The organism is Acinetobacter sp. 231_lipA, from assembly GCF_058243005.1.
In genome coordinates, this window is record NZ_JBZAYU010000001.1 from 619,031 (window position 1) to 636,479 (window position 17,449).

General features: G+C 42.1%; 13 protein-coding genes, 2 pseudogenes and 1 other annotated feature. Of the genes and pseudogenes, 7 read left to right on the top strand and 8 right to left on the bottom strand.

Translation table 11 applies throughout. The features are described 5' to 3' along the window. Window positions 1-112 precede the first annotated feature (112 nt). Window positions 113-1,396: a ribonucleotide-diphosphate reductase subunit beta gene (locus AC4CUX_RS03155; protein ID WP_126037636.1), complete on the top strand. Its 1,284-nt coding sequence runs from the start codon at window positions 113-115 to the stop codon at window positions 1,394-1,396. A gap of 123 nt (window positions 1,397-1,519) precedes the next feature. Here AC4CUX_RS03155 and AC4CUX_RS03160 read toward each other — a convergent pair. Beyond that, a pseudogene (locus AC4CUX_RS03160) lies at window positions 1,520-3,724 on the bottom strand (hypothetical protein); the annotation flags it as partial. Between the two features lie 52 nt (window positions 3,725-3,776). On the opposite strand from AC4CUX_RS03160, the gene AC4CUX_RS03165 reads away from it, so the two are divergent. Further along, window positions 3,777-5,011 (top strand): IS3 family transposase gene (locus AC4CUX_RS03165; RefSeq protein ID WP_490792175.1). Its coding sequence is split into 2 segments (ribosomal slippage): window positions 3,777-4,053 and window positions 4,053-5,011, totalling 1,236 coding nucleotides; the frame shifts between segments, so codons are not numbered across the junction. Further along, window positions 4,052-4,168: a sequence feature (AL1L pseudoknot), on the top strand. It overlaps the preceding gene by 117 nt. Before the next feature lie 40 nt (window positions 5,012-5,051). Here AC4CUX_RS03165 and AC4CUX_RS03170 read toward each other — a convergent pair. Then, window positions 5,052-5,285, bottom strand: a pseudogene (locus AC4CUX_RS03170) (hypothetical protein); the annotation flags it as partial. A gap of 56 nt (window positions 5,286-5,341) precedes the next feature. On the opposite strand from AC4CUX_RS03170, the gene AC4CUX_RS03175 reads away from it, so the two are divergent. The 4 genes from AC4CUX_RS03175 (at window position 5,342) to AC4CUX_RS03190 (ending at window position 12,826) form a co-directional block, all read left to right on the top strand. Next, window positions 5,342-6,274 carry an IS5-like element ISAba12 family transposase gene (locus tag AC4CUX_RS03175; RefSeq protein ID WP_063454701.1) on the top strand — a complete coding sequence of 311 codons (933 nt, stop codon included), beginning with the start codon at window positions 5,342-5,344 and terminating at the stop codon, window positions 6,272-6,274. A 391-nt stretch (window positions 6,275-6,665) separates the two neighbouring features. After that, on the top strand, window positions 6,666-8,495 hold the full coding sequence (gene atzF, locus AC4CUX_RS03180) for an allophanate hydrolase (RefSeq protein ID WP_490792176.1): 1,830 nt from the start codon (window positions 6,666-6,668) through the stop codon (window positions 8,493-8,495). Between the two features lie 20 nt (window positions 8,496-8,515). Further along, window positions 8,516-12,118 (top strand): urea carboxylase, encoded by a 3,603-nt coding sequence (gene uca / locus AC4CUX_RS03185; protein WP_490792177.1) that lies wholly within the window; start codon window positions 8,516-8,518, stop codon window positions 12,116-12,118. 3 nt (window positions 12,119-12,121) lie between these two features. Next, window positions 12,122-12,826, top strand: a complete 705-nt coding sequence (locus AC4CUX_RS03190; protein ID WP_010327365.1) for a GntR family transcriptional regulator — start codon at window positions 12,122-12,124, stop codon at window positions 12,824-12,826. Between the two features lie 66 nt (window positions 12,827-12,892). Here AC4CUX_RS03190 and lysM read toward each other — a convergent pair whose 3' ends face one another. The 6 genes from lysM to AC4CUX_RS03220 form a co-directional block, all read right to left on the bottom strand. After that, window positions 12,893-13,366, bottom strand: a complete 474-nt coding sequence (gene lysM, locus AC4CUX_RS03195; protein WP_004982938.1) for a peptidoglycan-binding protein LysM — start codon at window positions 13,364-13,366, stop codon at window positions 12,893-12,895. Between the two features lie 246 nt (window positions 13,367-13,612). After that, window positions 13,613-13,849: an acyl carrier protein gene (acpP, locus tag AC4CUX_RS03200; protein ID WP_004695351.1), complete on the bottom strand. Its 237-nt coding sequence runs from the start codon at window positions 13,847-13,849 to the stop codon at window positions 13,613-13,615. An 86-nt stretch (window positions 13,850-13,935) separates the two neighbouring features. Then, window positions 13,936-14,670 carry a 3-oxoacyl-ACP reductase FabG gene (gene fabG / locus AC4CUX_RS03205; RefSeq protein ID WP_004695350.1) on the bottom strand — a complete coding sequence of 245 codons (735 nt, stop codon included), beginning with the start codon at window positions 14,668-14,670 and terminating at the stop codon, window positions 13,936-13,938. Further along, the gene (fabD, locus tag AC4CUX_RS03210) at window positions 14,667-15,653 is read right to left on the bottom strand and encodes an ACP S-malonyltransferase (protein WP_062034056.1); all 987 of its coding nucleotides are present in this window, start codon (window positions 15,651-15,653) and stop codon (window positions 14,667-14,669) included. The genes fabG and fabD overlap by 4 nt, the downstream gene beginning before the upstream one ends. 176 nt (window positions 15,654-15,829) lie before the next feature. Continuing rightward, complete coding sequence (gene rpmF, locus AC4CUX_RS03215) at window positions 15,830-16,012, bottom strand: 50S ribosomal protein L32 (protein WP_004695348.1); 183 nt, start codon at window positions 16,010-16,012, stop codon at window positions 15,830-15,832. Window positions 16,013-16,088: 76 nt separating this feature from the next. Further along, complete coding sequence (locus AC4CUX_RS03220; protein WP_490792178.1) at window positions 16,089-16,646, bottom strand: YceD family protein; 558 nt, start codon at window positions 16,644-16,646, stop codon at window positions 16,089-16,091. Between the two features lie 97 nt (window positions 16,647-16,743). Between AC4CUX_RS03220 and AC4CUX_RS03225 the strand changes: the two genes are divergently transcribed. Next, window positions 16,744-17,406, top strand: a complete 663-nt coding sequence (locus AC4CUX_RS03225; RefSeq protein WP_058870158.1) for an elongation factor P hydroxylase — start codon at window positions 16,744-16,746, stop codon at window positions 17,404-17,406. Window positions 17,407-17,449 lie beyond the last annotated feature (43 nt).

The window sequence follows — 17,449 nt, forward strand, 5'->3', positions numbered from 1 at the left end:
GAACAATGATTGGCAAAACTTAATTTTGCTTTCACAAATTAAGCGTATAGTAAGACATCTCAGCGTAGCTGGATGTCGATAAAAGATATAAAGCAACGTAGAGAGAATTGATATGTCTATCCTAAGTTGGGACGATTTCGAAGATGATTCGCAAAAACCGGCTGCACCTGAACACAAGTCTGCGCCCGTCGAACCGCAAAAAGCGGCTAATCCGCAGATGGTATCTGCTGCAGAGCAACCACAGAAGAATGTGGCAACTGCACAACCCGCTTCAACCGCTCGAAGCCGATCAACAAATCCAGCCGATCCGTTGGCAAGAGCATCTAACGCCTTAGAAAGTTTAGATGTTGCTCCAGGTCTAGAAGAACTAGAAATGGGTGCACAACGTGTACAAGTTGACGACAAAGCCATGATTAACTGTCGTGCGGACTTAAACCAACTTGTACCGTTCAAATACGAATGGGCTTGGCAAAAATATCTAGACGGTTGTGCAAACCACTGGATGCCACAAGAAGTAAACATGAACCATGACATCGCCCTTTGGAAGTCTGAAAATGGCTTAACTGAAGACGAACGTACCATTGTTATGCGCTCACTTGGTTTCTTCTCTACAGCAGACTCATTGGTTGCAAACAACTTGGTATTGGCGATTTACCGTCACATTACCAACCCTGAATGCCGTCAGTACATTTTGCGCCAAGCATTTGAAGAAGCTATTCATACTCACGCTTACCAATACTGTATCGAATCTTTAGGTATGGACGAAGGCGAAGTCTTCAACATGTACCGCGAAGTTCCATCTGTTGCACGTAAGGCCGCTTGGGGCTTGAAATATACGCAGTCTTTAAGTGATCCTACTTTCCAAACTGGCACACCTGAAAACGACCAAATTTTGCTTCGCAACTTGATCGCGTTCTACTGTGTCCTTGAAGGGATCTTCTTCTACTGCGGTTTCAGCCAAATCTTGTCGATGGGCCGTCGTAATAAAATGAATGGTGTTGCTGAGCAATTCCAATACATCTTACGTGATGAGTCGATGCACTTGAACTTTGGTATCGACATGATTAACCAAATCAAGATCGAAAACCCAAGCTTATGGACTGCTGAATTCCAAGAAGAAATCATTCAAATGATTCTTGAAGGCACAATGCTTGAAATCGAATATGCACGTGACACTATGCCACGTGGTGTATTGGGTATGAATGCTGCGATGATGGAAGAATACTTGAAATTCATCTGTAACCGTCGCTTAGCACAGTTGGGCTTGCCTGAGCAGTTTGCTGGTGTGAACAACCCGTTCCAGTGGATGTCTGAAATGATGGACTTGCGTAAAGAGAAGAACTTCTTCGAAACACGTGTGACAGATTATCAGACTGGTGGTGCGTTGAGCTGGTAAGGTAAAACGTCACGCGCTGAATGACAGATAATGCGAGATTTTTGACACATATTTCGAGATTGTTACAAATTTAATCAGCTATGCTAAAGCATAAAAAATAGAGCCATTAGGCTCTATTTTTTATTACTTGATTGGAGGCGATAACTTTCGGAATTTCGATATCTTAAAGCCTTCAGGTAATGGTTTAAATTTATCGCTTTCTTGGGTCCAGCGTGTTGACCTACTTTGAAAAGCTCTTAGTTCTTTAATATCAACTGTAGCGGCAACAACAAAATCATTTTCACCTCCTCTTACTCTTGCTAAATCTCGATTAAAGGATTGTTTAGCTGGCACACGAATTCGACTATCACCATATGATCTATTATTTACAAGAATTGTATAAGCATGAACATCAAGAGCTGCTGACTCTATTAATGTAGAGAATGTCTCTAAGTCTTGATTCCAACTAAGTACTGAAAGAGCATCAACCTTTCCTTGGAAACTTATTCTTGATTTGCTATTTTGCAATTCAGAACAAACCATAACTCCAAAATGAAAATTATTATGTATGTATATTGGCTTTTTTAGAACTTTAAATTGACCATTTTCAGTCTTATACTTCGTTCTAGCAAAATCCCATGCTTTTCCGTATACACTAATCAACTCTTTATCTTCACCTACAGCAGTTTCTAATTTAGGTTGCCAAATTTTAGCAAATGCATAATGCCCCAAACGGTTATCAGATAATATTAATAAAGCCTCACTAATTAACTTATCGCTTGCAGTGTGCCTATATTCTGTTCCAGCAATAATACTTATTCCCGCAGTACACAGCCTAGATGAGATACTATCAACCCACGCTAAAGGAATAGATAATTCTGGAAAAAACACATAATCAGGTCTAGATTTTAGCCTCAAAATATCATTCACTAAATCAGAAATTCTCTGGTATCTTTCCAAACTTAAATTTGGTTTATTCGCTGCCGTATGAGCCCAATCTTTTTGAGAAGTTTCTAGATTAGTTAAGGCAACTATAATTTTATCCTTGCTATCAGTTCCTACTCTTAAAGACCTTGAACAATTGAGCGTAGTATTATTATCATTAGCAATAGCTAACAAAGTAGGTTTTATCCATACACCACGTACTGCTTGGCAATACCTAGCCCATATCTTAGTAGGCGTAATTTCACAAAACTTTTTATTATTCTGAGGTAGCCCCACACATTCAGGTGCCAATTCAGAGATCTCTGCTGTTGAATATGGTCTCGTAGGAAATAAGTAGGGTAAAAATATTTCAAAACTATATTTATTAGAATAGTTTTCCTTAATGAATCTTTTTGGGAATGACGATTTTAAGAAAGATCTCAAGGAATCAGTAGAAATTAGCTCTGTTTCTAAGAAACGTTTAATAAGCCTTTCGTTTCGTCTTTTATTTTCTTTATCTAATAGCTTATTACTTATATCTAAAGCTAAAATTTGTTTATAAGGTGTTTTACCTAAGTCGGAGTTTAAGACTAATAGTGCTTTTTCTTTAAAATTGGTTATACTCAAATCAGTATTAAATAAATTACTAATTGAATCAATACTTTCAAACAAACCTCGGAAAAATATATCTTCTAAACTTTTTTGCTTTGGCTCTTTATCCTCAAAAAGATCATTCGGATCATAGTATTTAGTTGCAGCATCAATAAAAAGTATTGTTAACGAATGTTTGATTTCTTGCCAAATATCTTCATGAAGATCACATTTTGCACCATTAACTTCTCCATAAAATTTTGATCTATCTTGATCAAAAATTGCTGCTTTAAGAAGATCTAATGATTGATATGCCCTTAATACAATTAATTCTGCTTGATGCCATTCATTCAAACTGATGGCAAATCCAAGTAAACGAGGTAAATATGAAAAATGCTCAAATATACTATCAGGTCTTAAAATATGATTATGAGCAAATTGGTAAAACTCATCTCTTTGTTTTTTCCACACCTTAGAAGGTAGATCACGAGCAAGTGTCTCAACATGCCGTAATTGCAATGCCCAACTTAATCTTCTTATCGTTAATCCATCAGCTCTTCGTAAAGTATCAGCATTTTCACCCACACTTCCAGCTGCTGAGAGAACCTTCGCAGCTGTTGACTGATCTAATTGATCAGGTGAAGGCATCAAACGATGTTCACTCGAAAGCTCATAAATATCTTTTTCAATACTATCTAATAAATCTAATCCTGTTCGCCCTTCTAAAAGAAATAGCTTTTGTTTATCAGATTGCAATTGTATTAAGGTTGAGTCCTTCTTAGAGTTAGGTTGATTAATCAACCATTTTTTAGGGTCCTTATCATCTGGTTTTAGTATGAACCGTACCGGATTTGTCGGAGAGTCAATATTCTGAGAGACTACCCCGATGACAAAATTAAAATATACCCCTGAAATCAGAGAAAGAGCGGTTCAATTATTGATTGAATCTGAAAAAGATTATCCTTCTACTTGGGCTGCAATCACAGCAATTGCGCCTAAGATTGGTTGTACTCCTGAAACACTTCGTGCCTGGCATCAAAAGCATTTAGATCAGCAAAATCCTATTAAAGTACAACAGATATCTGATCAAGAAAAAATGAAGCAAATGGAACGTGAAATTAAAGAATTAAAGCGTGCCAATGAAATTCTACGTAAAGCAGCCGCTTTTTTCGCCCAGGCGAAGCTCGACCGCCCACACAAATAATGGTGGATTTCATCCATAACAATAAAGACTTATATGGTGTTGATGCGATTTGTAGAATTTTACCGATCGCACCTTCAACCTATTACCGGACTCTAGATCTCTGCGATGAGAAGCATTGCTTCGCAAGGGAACATCGAGCAAAGCGAGATTTACATGACTTGCATCATGCTGAGGAGATTAAACGAATTTGGAAGGAAAGTTCAGGTCGATATGGTGTACGTAAAGTCTGGCAAAAATTAAAACGTGAAGGCTATATTATTGCACGCTGTACTGTTGCTCGATTAATGAAAAAACTAGGTATACAAGGTGTTTGGCGAGGTAAGAACAAACAAACCACCCGTAGCCGAGATGACCAAAAACGAGCACCTGACTTGGTGAAACGGAATTTTAGAGCTGATCAGCCTAATCACTTGTGGGTTGCTGACTTTACCTATATTCAAACAAATTCAGGCTGGGTCTATACCGCCTTTATTATTGATGTGTTCTCACGAGCAATTGTTGGATGGAAAGTATCTACACGGATGAATACAGATATGGTGCTCGATGCACTTGAGCAAGCATTGCACGATCGAGGCATGCCAAAGAATGTGATTCATCATTCCGATAGAGGTGTTCAATATCTTTCTATTCGCTATACCAATCGTTTAGAAGCTGCAAATTTACGAGCATCAGTCGGTACGACTGGTGATTCATACGATAATGCTCTGGCTGAAACGGTGAATGGCTTATACAAAACAGAGGTGATTGAATATTTAAAAGCAGATTGGCAAGGTTTAGCAGATGTACAACTTGCGACACTAAACTGGGTAGATTGGTTCAATAAAAAGCGTGTACACAGTGCACTGGGTTATGTATCGCCTTTTGAGTTTGAAGCAATGTACTATGATAAGATTAACCCGTTAGGTCAGGTGGCCTAACTTAAATAAAAAAATCTCCGACAAACCCGGTACGGTTCAGATCTGTATTAACTAAAAACTCTGTAATTTTTTGAGCAACAATTTCTGTACGACTCTTTAAAACAAGCCCTTTATCCATATCTTTAAGATTATAGATGCGATCAGTAATTTCATTGCCATGCTGATCCTTTTTGCCTTTCTCTGGTCGCCATCCTTGTAGGTCTTTATCTAGATCGATACGCACAACTTTATAAGGTGCAAGGAAACCATCTTGAATCCCTTGTTTCAACGTATAGGGGCTTTGTTGCACAAACCTATCTGTAAAGGGTTTTTCAGCGATATAATTTTCAAATGAAGAAGCCTACACACAAAATCTACCGCACAACCAATTGGCCCGCATATAACCGAGCACTCATGAGTCGCGGAAATATTGCCATTTGGTTTGATCCTGCTACGCAATGGTATGCGCCATCAAAAGGCAAACAAGGGCGAAATCAAACCTACTCCGACGCAGCCATCCAATGCTGCTTAATGATTAAATCCTTATTCCGTCTGTCTTTACGTATGGTCACTGGCTTTGTGCAAAGTCTGATTAAACTTTGCGGATTAAATTGGATAGCTCCAGATTACACCACGCTTTGTAGAAGACAAAAGCATATTGATATTGTAATCAGCTACCAAAAAAGTAGCGATGGGCTGCATCTACTCATGGACTCTACAGGCATGAAGTTTCTAGGTGAGGGCGAATGGAAACGCAAGAAACATGGACCTGAATATCGTCGCCAATGGCGTAAACTTCATATTGGTATAGATGCTAAAACCCTACAAATACGAGCAGTTCAGCTTACAACCAATAATGTCAGTGATTCACAGGTGCTTGGTGATTTACTTAATCAGATTCCACAAGATGAGCAGATTAACTCTGTTTATACCGATGGAGCTTATGACACCAAGCAATGCCGTCAGGTCATTGCAGATCGGCAAGCGCATGCGGTGATTCCACCTAGAAAAAATGCGAAACCATGGAAAGATACAAAGAGTAGCTCGCTAGAGCGAAATGAATTACTTCGAACAATTAAACGTTTAGGCAGGACACTATGGAAAAAATGGTCAGGCTATCATCGGCGAAGTTTGGTTGAAACTAAGATGCATTGCATCAAATTATTAGGAGATAAACTCAGTGCAAGGAGTTTTGATAGCCAAGTGAATGAGATCCATGCACGTGTAGCAGTCCTTAACAGATTTACGGAATTAGGTCGACCACTTACCCAAGTTACGCCTTAAATTTGGCTCAATTAGGGGCGCTTTGCATTTCAAATCTTTGTGCAACAAAGCCGTTTCTTTGAATCATCCTATTTTATAATATGTTTTATCCTCAATTATTTTGGCTTTAATTCCCTCAATTCACATAAACAACGAATATGATTTAAACCCTATTTTTAAATAGTTTAATGTCAAACTACCCAAAGCTTGATCATAAAAAGCACCATTAGCTCCCCTATGCGCTTGTTTTGGTGCAACTCTAAAAACACTTAGACTCACTCAATTAATCCAAAGCTTTACTCTCAACCAATTGATTTATAAAAATTATAACTAAAGATAAATAAAATTGATTAGATTGGCATAGATTCTGCATTTTTGTATTCCATCATGTATACAAGTTGGAATGCAAAAAATGAGTCAGAACAAATGCATTGGCTGGACACTTCAAGAATGGCAAACCGCTTATCTCAACCAAGATATTCATCTTGAAGATTTAATCGACTATGTAGCGCAACTACCCCAACCTGATCATGCATGGATTTCAATTGCTACGACAGAAATACTTTCCCAACAAATTGAAGCCTTAAAGCAAAAAGCAGAGCAAGCTACAGACCTCAGCAAAGAATTACCTTTATACGGTATTCCGTTTGCAGTGAAAGATAACATCGACGTTGCTGGTTTTGTCACCACGGCCGCATGCAAAGCCCTGACAACTGTTGCTACACAAGATGCAGAAACCATTCGCCTGCTTAAAAATGCAGGGGCAATTGTTGTAGGAAAAACCAATTTAGACCAATTCGCAACGGGGCTTGTCGGGACACGCTCTCCCTTTGGTGCAGTCAGTAACACGTTTAATGCTGACTATGTCAGTGGTGGCTCTAGCTCTGGTTCAGCCAGTGTTGTGGCTCGTGGCTTGGTACCCTTTGCACTCGGAACAGATACCGCAGGCTCTGGCCGTGTTCCTGCTGCATTTAACAATATTATTGGGCTAAAACCGACTAAAGGTCGTTTTTCAAATCGTGGTTTATTACCAGCTTGTAAAAGCTTGGACTGTATTTCAATTTTTGCATTAACGGTAACAGACGCCGACACCATTGCCCAAACGGTAGAACATTACGATGCGTTAGATAGCTATTCACGCCAGCACCCCAAAACTACACCTGCGAAACTCTCGGCTAAACCACATTTTGCTATTCCCCAAAAACTGGAATTCTTTGGTGATGACCAAGCTAAGTATGCCTTCCAACTGGCTGTAGAACAGTTAAAAGTTCTCGGGGCTGAAATTACTGAAATTGATTTTTCAGCGTTTGAACAGTTGGCAGCCCAACTCTATCAAGGCTCATGGGTGGCAGAACGTACAGCCGCGGTTGCTGAGTTGTTGGCGCAGCAGCCTGAGGTTTTCGATCCGACAGTACGTGCAATCATTCAAAAAGGTCATGATTTTAGTGCAGTTGATGCCTATAACGCGGAGTACTTAAAGCAAGACTTAAGCCGAAAAATTCAAGACACTTGGGCCCAATTTGATGCATTGATTGTTCCCACCTCCCCAACCATTCATACCCTTGCGGAAATGGAACAGTCACCGATTAGTCTGAACTCTGAGTTTGGGACTTATACCAATTTTACCAACCTCGCCGATTTAAGTGCCCTCGCCCTGCCCGCGGGTTTCCGCACCGACGGTTTACCTTTCGGCATCAGCCTAATTGCACCTGCATGGTATGACCAAGCTCTGATTGAATTTGGAAAAATTTGGCAGACGCATTTGAACTTAAAGCTGGGGGCTTTAGACCGCTATGCACCCATTCCAAGGCTACAGAACTCAGTCTCTCCACATCATATCCGTGTTGCAGTGGTTGGGGCACACCTGACTGGAATGCCGCTGAACTTCCAATTGCTCACCCGTGATGCTGTGCTTGTGGAAACCACGCATACCGCTGAGCACTATGCCCTGTTTGCCCTGAATGGCGCGATCCCGCCTAAACCCGGTCTAGCCCGAGTCGATGAACACGGTCAGCAGATCATTGTTGAACTGTGGGATGTACCGACCGCTCGCTTTGGCGAATTTGTCGCAGAGATTCCGACACCACTGGGCATGGGCAATGTCGAACTGGCAGACGGTCGATGGGTGAAAGGTTTCATTTGTGAACCTTATGGCTTAAACGATGCCGAAAACATCAGTCACTTTGGCGGTTGGCGCACCTATATCCAGCACCGTAACAATTCAAAAGTAGAACAAGCTTAGTCAAATTTAGGAATTATAAAATGTTTAAAACTGTATTGATTGCAAACCGTGGCGAAATTGCCGTACGTGCAATTCGCACTTTAAAAAAACTGGGGATGACCAGTGTAGCGGTATATTCAGACAGTGATCGTTACGCACAACATGTCAAAGACGCGGACATTGCCATTGCTCTAGACGGCTTAAAACCATCCGACACTTATTTAAGCATTGAAAAATTGATTCAAGCCGCTCAAAAAACGGGGGCTGAAGCTATTTTCCCCGGCTATGGCTTTTTATCAGAAAGTGCTGAATTTGCAGAGGCTTGTGAGAAAAATAATATTGCCTTTATGGGGCCAACCGCGACACAAATTTTAGAGTTTGGTTTAAAACACCGTGCACGTGAACTAGCTGCCGCTGCACAGGTGCCTATGACACCGGGTACAGGCTTACTTGAAAGCTTAGATGAGGCAATTTCTGCGGCTACAGAGATTGGTTACCCCATCATGCTGAAAAGCACCGCAGGCGGCGGTGGCATTGGTCTTACCCGCTGTGATAATGAACAAGCCTTAGTTGAAGCTTATGAAAGCGTCAAACGTTTAGGTGCACAATTTTTTAAAGATTCGGGCGTATTTTTAGAACGTTTTATTGACCGTGCGCGTCATGTCGAAGTTCAGATTTTTGGTGATGGTCAAGGTCAAGTGGTTGCATTAGGCGAACGCGACTGTTCATTGCAACGTCGTAACCAAAAGGTTGTGGAAGAAACCCCTGCTGCTCATCTGCCCGAAGCCACACGTCAAAAACTACACCAAGCAGCAGTTGAACTCGGCAAATCTGTCAATTACCGCAGCGCAGGTACGGTCGAATTTATTTATGATGCTGCACGCGATGAATTTTACTTCCTTGAGGTCAATACCCGACTACAAGTGGAACATCCTGTCACTGAGATGGTGACGGGTTTAGACCTGATTGAATGCATGCTTAAAGTTGCTGCGGGCGATGCACTGGATTGGACGGCACTTAGCAACATCCAACCGCAAGGTGCGGCGATTGAAGTGCGTATTTATGCAGAAGATCCAGTTAAAAACTTCCAACCCAGCCCGGGTGTACTGACCGAAGTTGCATTTCCAGACAATTGTCGTGTTGATACATGGGTTTCAACAGGGACAGAAATTTCGCAATATTTTGACCCGATGATTGCCAAAATCATCGTACATGCGGATACCCGTGAACAAGCCATTGAGCAACTAAAAAGTGTGCTCTCTCAAACTCGTTTAAATGGCATCAGCACCAATTTAGACTATGCACATAGCGTGATCTCTGATGAACGCTTTGCACAAATGCAAATCTGGACACGCTTGCTAGATGACTTTGACTACGTACCAAATGTGATTGAAGTACTCCAAGCTGGCACGCAAAGCTCAATTCAGGACTTTCCGGGACGTGTTGGCTATTGGGATATTGGTGTACCACCATCGGGTCCTATGGATGACTATGCTTTTCAATTGGCCAATCAAATTGTAGGGAATGATGCTAGCGCAGCAGGTTTCGAGTTCACCCTACAAGGCCCAAGTCTCAAGTTTCACCAAGACTCTGTGATTGCACTGACAGGTGCGCCATGCCCTGTGCAACTGGATGATAAGCCCGTGAACTTTTGGCAGCCGATTCACATTCGCGCAGGTCAAGTACTTAGCTTAGGACAGGTCGAGTCTGGTTGTCGTAGCTATTTAGCCGTTCGTCATGGACTCGATATCCCCCTATATTTGGGCAGTCGTTCGACTTTTGCTTTAGGTAACTTTGGCGGTCATGCAGGACGTGTGCTTCGTGCAGGCGACATGATCAAACTCGTCAACACAGCTCATCCAAATAGCGACACCCCTTTAGCCACGCAAGAACCACAAGCTCTATCTCCTGCACTCATTCCAAGCTACGGCAAAGAGTGGAAAATTGGCGTTCTGTATGGACCACATGGTGCACCTGACTTCTTTAAACCCGAATATATTGAAGAGTTTTTTGCTTCCGAATGGACCGTACACTTCAACTCCAATCGTTTAGGCATCCGACTGTCAGGGCCAACACCAAGTTGGGCACGTGAAAATGGAGGTGAAGCAGGACTCCACCCATCCAATGTCCATGACTGTGAATATGCCATTGGTGCAATTAACTTCACAGGTGACTTCCCTGTCATTTTAGCCAAAGATGGGCCAAGTCTGGGGGGCTTCGTTTGCCCTGTAACTATTGCCAAAGCTGAACTTTGGAAAGTGGGTCAACTTAAAGCCGATGATAAAATCAGCTTTTATCCTTTAACCGTTGAACAAGCCAATACCTTAGAACAACAACAAATTGAACGGATCGAAAATTTTGCTCATGCAGCCCTTAATTCTGAGCCACCAAGCAGTGACATTCCACCATCCGCAATTCTTGCCAGCTTAGAGGCAACTGATGTGTCTCCACGCACGGTATACCGCCAAGCGGGTGACAGCTATATTCTACTGGAGTACGGTGACAACGTTTTAGACTTGGCGCTACGCTTACGCGTTCATCAGCTCATGCAACTCATTCGCGCAGCCAATATTAAAGGCATATTGGAGCTGTCTCCCGGTGTACGCTCGCTGCAAATCAAATACGATGGACTCAAGCTTCCACAGCATCAATTGATCGAATTTCTACTCAAGCTTGAACAGCAAATGGGTGATTTAAGCCAAATCAAGATTCCGTCACGGATCATTCATCTCCCAATGGCATTCGAAGACAGTGCAACTTTAGGTGCTGTTGAACGCTATCAAGAAAGTGTCTGTGCCAAAGCGCCTTGGCTACCGAACAATATCGATTTTATTCAACGGATTAATGGTTTAAACAGCCGAGAGCAAGTCAAAGAAATTATTTTCAATGCCCATTACCTCATTTTAGGCCTTGGTGATGTTTATCTCACCGCGCCCTGTGCAGTACCGATTGACCCACGCCATCGCCTATTAAGCTCGAAATACAACCCTGCACGTACTTTTACCGCTGAAGGTACCGTAGGCATTGGCGGCATGTATATGTGTATCTACGGCATGGACTCTCCAGGTGGCTACCAACTGGTCGGACGCACCCTACCCATCTGGAATAAGTTTAAAAAGAACAAACAGTTTGGCGACAAACAATGGTTTCTAAAATTCTTTGATCAAATCAAATACTTCCCCGTATCTGAGTCAGAGTTAGAGCAATGGCGTGCCGACTTTGAAAATGGTCAAGCACAAATTCAAATTGAAGACACTGAATTTGACTATGCCGCGTATTTACAACTGCTTGAAGATGAAAAAGACAGCATTGCCGAGTTTAAAGCACAGCAACAACACGCTTTTAGTGCTGAAGTGGGCTTATGGAAAGAAAGCGTTGATCATCAAGAACATCTGGTTGCAGAAGCACCTGATGAGACCGACTACAGTGCCTATGCAGCGCTACATGCTTCGATGACCGGTAATATTTGGAAAATATTAGTGGAACAAGGTCAGATTGTGAAAAAAGGGGAAACCATTGCTATTATTGAAGCCATGAAAATGGAATTACCGGTGTACGCTGCGGATGATGGTACTGTCAAAGCCATTATTTGTCGGGCTGGACAAACCGTTCATAGCGGAGAGCCTTTGGTTTATATGGAATAACGCATGCCGAATATGACACGTGCAGGTTCAAGTTCAGACAATTTGTCTGAACTTGTTTACCAGCAAATAAAAAACGATATTTTTGATTTCAAATTGATGCCTGGTGAACGTTTTACCGAATCCGAAATCGCCTTGAGCTATCAGGTCAGCCGCACGCCTGCACGGCAAGCACTATATCGACTGCAACAAGAAGGCTATGTAGAGGTAGCATTTCGTAGTGGCTGGACTGTCCGTCCGTTGAACTTGCAATACTACGATGAGCTGTATGAGCTACGCATCATGATTGAGCAGTATGCAATTCGAAAGTTATGCAGCAGTGCATCTCAGCCCTCGAAGGAAATGAAACACCTACACAAAATTTGGATGGTTGCACCTGAGCAGTATCTGTCAAGTTTAAAAGCCATGGCGAAAATTGATGAAGATTTTCACTGCGCATTGGTTCGCGCCATTGGCAATCAAGAAATGATCAAAATTCACCAAGAAGTCAGTGAAAAAATTCGCATTATTCGTCGCCTCGATTTTTCAAAAACAGATCGGATTGAAGCCACCTATGCGGAGCATCAAGCCATTTTGAATTATATAGCACAGCAACAGACGGAGCTTGCCGTTGAAAAGATCAGCGCTCACATTCAACAAAGTCGAGATGAGGTAAAAAAAATTACCTTAGGTATGCTCAGTCAGCATGCTGTTGTGAAAGCAAGTCGCTAAGCACTCGATCAACATTCCACTCTCAAATAAAAAAGGCGCTTCATGCGCCTTTTTTAGCCTTTTAATTTAAGCAGGAATACGCAGGACCTGGCCTGGGAAAATATCATCTGCATCTTTCAATAGCGGACGGTTGGCCTCAAAAATTTTATTGTACTGGTTGGCATCACCATAAAATGCTTTGGAAATTTTTGATAGATTATCGCCCGATTTAACTGTGTAGAACTTACTTTCAGGTTCAGGGCTAGCCACAGTGAGTTGATCATCGACTTGTGCCACATGGTCAATATTACCGACGGCTAAAACAATCTTTTCTTTATCGGCTTGAGTCTGAACTTGCCCTTTCACTGTCGCCAAATCCGTGGTGGAGTTATAGCTAACTGAAAGTCCCGTCACAGGTAAGCCCAATGCTTTGATATGACCCAATAACTTGTTGGCAATTTCTTGAGCAGATGGCTCTGCTGGTGTGCTTGGTGCAGCTTGAGGCTCGGCTGCTGCTGTATTTTTCTTACCAATGCCTTTAACAAAATCAAAAAGACCCATGTGTATGCTCCATCTTGTTATATCAGTGTTGTTATATTGAATGCTCAAAAATGAGACACCCTTTTTTATACCCAAAAAAGACAACAGATTTGGTAGCGAATAGTCCTCTTAAGGTAAAGCTTTGTAAGTTACCCCAGTAAATAGCAGATTTTAAAGGTGAGTTAGGCGCTTTGCGTTTTTTGAAAGGCATAAAAAAGCCACCCAAGTGGGTGGCTTTTCCATTCAGCAAAGCTGAAACAATATGTATTAACCTAGTTTCTTAGAAACGTAGTCAATCGCAGATTGTACAGTTGTGATTTCGTTAGAATCTTCATCTGGGATTGTGATGTCAAAGTCGTTTTCGAAAGACATAACAAGCTCAACAAGGTCTAAAGAGTCAGCACCTAAGTCATCCATGAAAGATGCTTCGTTTTTGATTTCTTCAGCCTTAAGACCAAGTTGTTCTGCAACTGCTTGCTTGATGCGTTGTTCGATATCGCTCACAGGAATTCTCCTCATTGCTTGTGGCGTTTTTAATGCCGTTAGTTTAATTGAATCTTTAAAATTTTGAAAGTTTATCCATCAGCCAATTAGCTCATGTATAGACCACCATTTACATGCATTACCGTACCAGTAATGTAATTTGCTTTGTCTGATGCCAAGAAGCTCACCGCATTTGCAATATCTTGTGGATCACCTAAACGGTTCAAGGCCACTTGATCGCTCATTTTTTTACGGATATCTTCGCTTAATTGCTCAGTCATTTCTGTTGCAATAAAACCAGGCGCCACTGAGTTTACAGTGATTTGACGGCTACCCATTTCTTTTGCAAGGCTACGGCTAAATGCTTCAATACCAGCTTTCGCTGCTGAATAGTTGGCCTGACCTGGGTTAGCAAAATGTGCAACCACAGAACTAATATTAATAATTCGCCCAAAACGCGCTTTGGTCATACCTTTTAAAACGCGTTTCGACAAACGGTAAACTGCTTTTAAATGGATATTTAAAATGTCATCCCAGTCATCTTCTGACATACGTAGTAACAAATTATCTTTGGTAATCCCAGCATTGTTCACCAAAACCAACACAGGGCCATAGTTTTGTTCAATGTCAGTGACAAGCGCATCAATGGCAGCGCCATCGCGAACATCGAGCACTTTACCTGCACCGTGCTCACCGAAGCTTGCAGCCAATTTTTCTGCACCCGACTCAGATGTCGCAGTACCCACAACAAAATAACCGTCTTGAATAAGTTGCTGAGCGATGGCAGCACCAATCCCTCGACTTGCACCTGTCACGAGTGCAATTTTGCGTTCCTGTGTCATGCAATTTTTCCTTCAGCCACTAAAATGGCATTTAGTGCATCTTCCAAGCGCGATTTACTATCGAGTGGAAATGCTTTTTCAATATTAGGTAGACGTTTTGCCAAGTTTGCCAAAACATTGCCTGGACCACACTCTGCAACATATTGGATCCCTTGATCCTGAATAAACTGCATTGTTTTGGTCCACTGTACAGACTCATATAACTGAGCGGTAAGTGCTTGGCGGACTTGTGCTACATCTGTAGCAATTTCCGCGCCCACATTTTGTATTACAGGTATGCTAGGCAGCTCAATGGCAGTTTGTTCCAAAGCTTCTGCAAACTGTTCTGCAGCAGGCTTCATCAATGAACAATGCGATGGAACAGAAACTGGGAGTGCAATCGCTTTGCCGCTGTTTTCTTTGGCTAAAGCCATGACTGCTTCAACTGCTGCTTTTTCACCAGCAATCACCACTTGACCTTGAGCATTGTAGTTAGCTGCTTCAACTGAACCTTCAGCTTGACTCGAAACTTGTTGGCATAAAGCAACAACTTGCGCATCATCTAAACCTAAGATGGCTGCCATTGCGCCTTTACCTTGAGGTACAGCACTTTGCATTAACTTGCCACGCAAGTTTACCAGCTTGACTGCATCGCCTAAGCTTAGGCTTCCAGCTGCAACCAACGCACTGTATTCACCAAGTGAGTGCCCCGCCAAATACTTTGGTGCAACACCACCAAGTTCTAACCATACACGCCACAAAGCAATGCTGGCAGTTAACAATACAGGTTGGGTAAATTCAGTTTGGTCTAAACCTTCACCAGATTGTGCAATGTGCCACAAATCGAATCCAACCGCTTTAGAGGCTTCTGCAAATGTTGCTTCAACACTGGCAAATTGTTCTGCCAATTCAGCCAACATGCCAACCTTTTGTGAACCCTGACCGGGAAATACAAAAGCTGTTTTTGTTGCCTGAGCGACTTGATCAAGTTGTTTCGCAGACATAAAAAAGTCCTTTCTTGTCTTTGCTCTCGTTTATGGAGCGAAAATTTAACACTTAATTTAGGTCGATGTAATTGCCAAATACAACAAAAACAGCGGCGATAAAAATTCGACAACAAAAAAAGGGAGCTTTACGCTCCCCTTTTTTCGACTAAGCTTTAAGCTTAATGCTTCGACAATTATTCAGCAGATGCTTTAGCGAATAATTGACGACCACGGTAGATACCATCTTTAGATACGTGGTGACGACGGTGAATCTCGCCAGTAGCTTGGTCTACAGTTAATGCATTCTCGGTTAAAGCGTCATGTGAACGGCGCATGTCACGGCGAGAGCGACTTTTACGGTTTTGCTGAACGGCCATGATGGCTCCTTACAAATCGAAAAATATGGATCAGAACAAATTCAGTTGTCTTATACGGAAGAGTATAACACAAAAATTAGTTAAGTTTACCCTTCAAACTTGCCAAAACATCAAACGGATTATCCCGCTTTTCTTCAACAAGTTCTTCAACGGCAGGTTGGTGCTTATGTTCACAAGCGTCATGCTTAGCGGACAAAGGCATCAACAATAACAATTCATCTTCTATCAGAGACAGTAAATCAGCCGTCGCAGGCGCATCATAGCTACCTTTCGTCGTTGCTTCACTTTCACCTAAGACGATGAAATCAGCATCCTCATCCAAGCGCTCTATCAGTGACTCATCATCCACTAGAGCTAGATGAAAATTTGAAACGAGTTCAATGTTTACCGTGCCTAAACAGCGCTGGCATTCCATTGGAACGTTCGTTTCAACGTGACCATCTAGCCATACAATACGATGATACGCATCCATTGATAGCTTACAGTCTATGTTAATCAATTGATCATCAATTGATCCAACAGCTTCACGGGCTATACGAGCAAAGCGAGACAATGGCAGTGTTCCTGACCATGTAAAGCCTTGTTCGGCCCATTTAAACGGCTCAATCTGTGCCGGAAAGGTATTTGCTGACATAATTAAGGCGGCAATTCTACAAATTCATCAGTACTCTGTCAAAGATTAAGATACAATTTTGTACTTATTTAGACAGACCATTTGGGTAACTTAAGTCATGCATCTGTTGCAGCCGCAAACAGAAGTGAGTATTTCATCACTTGTGAGCACAATTTCAACTGTCGATTCTGACATTTCAAACCGCCAAGTGCAACTCTCGACGTGGGAGAATTTGTGTACAGAAGCAGAACAAGTTGATTGGCTCATCTTACACTTTAATCGTTGGTTTTCCCACCTGAATGTCAACTTGGTTAAAGGTGACTTTGAACCTGAATATTTTCCCGCGATAGACAGCACCCCTGCACGCATCCAATTTGCCCATGGTTTTTTTAATAGCGCCTTGCATGAAATCAGCCATTGGAGCATCGCAGGAGACCAACGCCGTCTACTCCCCGACTTAGGCTACTGGTATGCACCCGATGGTCGTACGGCTGAGCAACAAGCTTTATTTGAGCAGGTTGAAATTAAACCGCAAGCCATTGAATGGTTATTTGCCACAGCTTTTGGTCGGAAGTTCCGTGTTTCCTTAGACAATCTGACTGGTGAAGGTGGTGACGGCAACCGCTTCAAAGACCATGTTTTCGCTCAAGTTCAGGCTTATTTTTCAGGCCAAGCCCAATTACCGCGCGATGCGAAACACTTCATTGACTGTATTTGCCTATGTACTCGTGCTGGCAAAACATTACAGAGCGATGAATTTCAAAGAGAAATGCTCGACTAAATTTCACACGATTCACATTTTGGTCATTGAACATCACCGAGAT